Origin of the sequence: Streptomyces sp. NPDC048751 (genome assembly GCF_043198595.1) — a bacterium.
Taxonomy (GTDB): Bacteria; Actinomycetota; Actinomycetes; order Streptomycetales; family Streptomycetaceae; genus Streptomyces.
This window is the reverse complement of the sequence record NZ_JBICUX010000045.1, coordinates 1-4,078: the sequence shown is the minus strand read 5'-3', so window position 1 is coordinate 4,078 and position 4,078 is coordinate 1. Positions and strand designations below refer to the sequence as shown.

At 74.2% G+C, this 4,078-nt stretch carries 1 pseudogene; it reads right to left on the bottom strand.

The features are described 5' to 3' along the window. Nucleotides 1-4,066: pseudogene (locus ACGFNV_RS46800) on the bottom strand (type I polyketide synthase); the annotation flags it as partial. Nucleotides 4,067-4,078: the final 12 nt, after the last annotated feature.

The window sequence follows — 4,078 nt, the reverse complement described above, 5'->3', positions numbered from 1 at the left end:
CGACGGCCGGAGCCTGCTCGATGATGACGTGCGCGTTGGTGCCGCTGACCCCGAACGCCGACACGGCCGCGCGGCGGACCTCGGTCTCCGGCCAGTCGATCGCCTCGGTGAGCAGCCGCACCCCGCCGGCCGACCAGTCCACGTGCGGGGTCGGTTCGTCCACGTGCAGGGTGCGCGGCAGCAGGCCGTGCCGCATCGCCTGTACGACCTTGATGACCCCGGCGACCCCGGCGGCGGCCTGGGTGTGGCCGATGTTGGACTTGACCGACCCCAGCCACAGCGGCCGGTCGCGCTCGGCGCCGTAGACGGCCAGCAGGGCCTGCGCCTCGATGGGGTCGCCGAGGGTGGTGCCGGTGCCGTGCGCCTCCACGGCGTCGACGTCTGACGGCGAGAGACCGGCAGCGTTCAACGCGGCGCGGATGACCCGCTCCTGAGAGGGGCCGTTGGGGGCGGTGAGCCCGTTGGAGGCGCCGTCCTGGTTGACGGCCGAACCGCGCACCACAGCCAGCACTTCGTGGCCGTTGGCCCGCGCGTCGGACAGCCGTTCCAGCAGCAGCATCCCGATGCCCTCGGACCAGCCGGTGCCGTCGGCATCGGCGGAGAAGGACTTGCAGCGGCCGTCGGCGGCCAGGCCGCGCTGCCGGTCGAACTCGCGGAACGGGGTGGGGCTGGACATCACCGTCACGCCGCCGGCCAGTGCCAGGGTGGACTCGCCGGAGCGCAGGGACTGAGCGGCCAGGTGCAGCGCCACCATGGAGGACGAGCAGGCGGTGTCCACGGTGACGGCCGGGCCGGTGAACCCGAAGGTGTAGGCGACCCGGCCGGTGGCGATGCTGCCCAGGTTGCCGTTGCCCAGGTACCCCTCGAGTTCCTCCGGCACGTGCGCCAGCCTGGTCGCGTAGTCGTGGTACATCAGCCCGGCGAACACACCGGTACGGCTGCCGCGCACCGACGACGGGTCGATCCCGGCGCGTTCGAGCACCTCCCAGGACAGCTCCAGCAGCAGCCGCTGCTGCGGGTCCATGGCCAACGCCTCGCGCGGCGAGATCCCGAAGAAGCCGGCGTCGAACTCACCGGCGTCGGCGACGAACCCGCCGAGCCCGACCGGCAGTCCGGCCAGGTCCCAGCCGCGGTCGGCTGGGAACCCGGAGATCCCGTCCCGGCCGGCGGCCAGCATCTCCCACAACTGCTCGGGCGTACCCACCCCGCCCGGATAGCGGCACGCCATGCCCACGATCGCGATCGGCTCGTCCGCCGCGGCCGCCGGCGAGGGGGCAGTGGGTTCCGGTCCGGTCCGAGGGTCACCGGCCTCGGCGAGTACGAACCCGGCCAGCGCGGCGGGGGTGGGGTGGTCGAACACGAGGGTGGTGGGCAGCCGCAGTCCGGTGGCGGCACCGAGCCGGTTGCGCAGTTCCAGCGCGGTCAGTGAGTCGAAACCGAGGTCGGCGAAGGACCGCTCGTCGCCGACCTGTTCGGTCCCGGCCAGGTCCAGCACTCCGGCTGCCTGGGTGCGCACGAGGTCCAGGGCGGCGCGGCGGCGCTCCGGCGCGGGCAGCGCGCGCAGCCGGTCGGCCCAGCCCGACTGTTGCCGCGCGGGACGGCGACCGCGCACCAGGCCCGCGAACACCGCGGGCAGCGGATCCAGCCGGCGCAGGGCGGCGGTGTCGAGCCGCATCGGCAGCACGGCCGCCTCGTCGAGTCCGACAGCTGCGTCCAGCAGTGCCAGGGCGTCCTCGGTGGACAGGGCGGCGATGCCGCTGCGCGCGATGCGGGCCAGGTCGGCCTCTGCCAGCCGACCGGTGATGCCGCTGCGCTGCTCCCACAGGCCCCAGCCCAGCGCGTGCGCGGGCAACCCGGCGGCGCGGCGCTGCTTGGCCAGCGCGTCCAGGTGGGCGTTGGCGGCGGAGTAGGCGGCCTGCCCGGCGTTCCCGAGGGTCGCCGAGGCGGAGGAGAACAGCACGAACCGGGTGAGGTCCCGGTCCCGGGTCAGCTCGTCCAGCCATTGTGCGCCCAGCACCTTCGGCGCCAGCACCGCCCGCAGCCGCTCCTCGGTCAGGCCGGTGACCAGGCCGTCGTCCACGACCCCGGCGGCGTGGACCACCGCTGTCACCGGGTGCGCGGCCAGCAGCGCCGCCACCGCCTCCCGCTCGGCCACGTCACACGCCACCACCGCCACCTCGGCACCCCGCCCGCGCAGCTCCGCAGCCAGCTCCGCCATCCCCGGCGCCTCACCACCCCGCCGAGAAGCCAGCACCAGACCACGCACTCCGTGACGCTCCACCAGATGCCGCGCCACCGAACGCCCCAGAGCCCCACTCGCCCCAGTGATCAGCACCGTCCCCTCACCCGACCACGGAGCACCCCCGACCACCTCAGGCAGCCGGGCCAACCGCGGCACGAACACCCGCCCGGCACGCACCGCCAGTTGCGGTTCAGCCGTCGCGGCCAGCGCCGCGGTCAGCTCCGCGTCGGTGACGGTGGGGTCGGTCGTGTCCACCAGCACGAAGCGGTCGGGCCACTCGACCTGCGCCGAGCGCACCAGGCCCCACACCGCCGCGCCGGCCGGTTCGGGCACCTCCTCGGGGGTCGTGGCGACAGCACCGCGGGTGATCAGGACCAGCCGGGCACCCGGCGCGGGCTCCTCGGCCAGCCAGCCGCGCACCCGCTCCAAAACGGCGGTGGTGCGCTCGGCCACCGGGGTCTCCTCGACCCTGAACAGTACGTCGGCGCCGGTGTCTCGGCGCTGCCCCGTGCGGGCGGGCGCCCAGTCCAGCCGGTACACCGACTCCAGCCGCGCCGACGCGCGCAGTTCGCCGGTGGGGGCACGCAGCACCATGCGCTCGACGGTGCCGACCGGGGCGCCGCTGTCGTCGGCGAGGTCCACCCGGACCACGTCGTCCCCAGTGGCGGTGAGCCGGACCCGCAGCGCGGCCGCGCCCGCCGCGTACCAACGGACGCCGCGGAAGGCGAAGGGTAACCGCAGGCCGTCGTCGCCGCTCAGAGCCAGGGCGTGCAGCGCCGCGTCCAGCAGTGCCGGATGCAGCCCGAACTCCTCGGCCTGGCCCCGCTGTTGCTCGGGCAGGGTGATCTCGGCGAAGATCTCGTCGCCGCGCCGCCAGGCCGCACGCAGGCCCTGGAACGCGGGGCCGTAGCCGAGGCCGGTCTCGGCGAGCCGGGGATAGAAGTCGTCCAAGGCAACGGGTTCGGCACCGGTCGGGGGCCACTGCACGAGGTCCGCGCCGTCGGTGTCCTCGGTGCTGTCGGTGTCCTCGGCCAGCACACCGGTGGCGTGCCGGGTCCAGGGCAGGGCGGGATCCTCCGGCCGGGAATACACCTCGATGCTGCGGCGGCCGACGTCGTCGGGTTCTCCAATGCCGACCCGCAGGGCGAGACCGCCTTGGGCGGGCAGCGTCAGCGGGACCTCCAGGGTCAGCTCGTCCAGCCGGTTGTCACCGAGCAGTTCGGCAGCATGCCGGGCGAGTTCCACGAACGCGGTGCCGGGCAGCAGAACGGTGCCGGTGACCCGGTGGTCGGCCAGCCAGGGGTGGCTGCGCAGGCTCAACCGGCCGATCAGGACTGTGTCGATCGAGCCGGGGAGGGAAACCAGCGCGCCGAGCAGCGGGTGCCCGGCGGGCAGGGCACCGACCGCGGCCGGGTCGGCCGGTTCGGCGTTGTCGAGCCAGTAGCGGCGGCGTTGGAAGGCGTACGTGGGCAGCTCGACCCGGGGCGCGGCGGGCAGGTACTCCGCCCAGTCCACCGTGCCGCCATGCGCGTGCAAGCGAGCCAGCCCGGTGGGCAGGGTCACTGATTCCGGCTGGCCGCGGCGCAGGAGGGGAACGAAGGCAGCCGTGGCATCTTCGCGCAGGCACTCCGGTCCTACGGCACTGAGCGCGGCGTCCGGACCGATCTCCACGAACCGTGTCACACCCTGCGCATGCAAATGCCCCACCGCGTCGGCGAAGCGCACCGTGTCGCGGACATTGCGCACCCAGTAATCCACGTCCACCGGTGCCGCACCGACTCCCACCGTCGACACGAACGGGATACGCGGCTCGCCGAAAGAGAGATTCGCTATCGC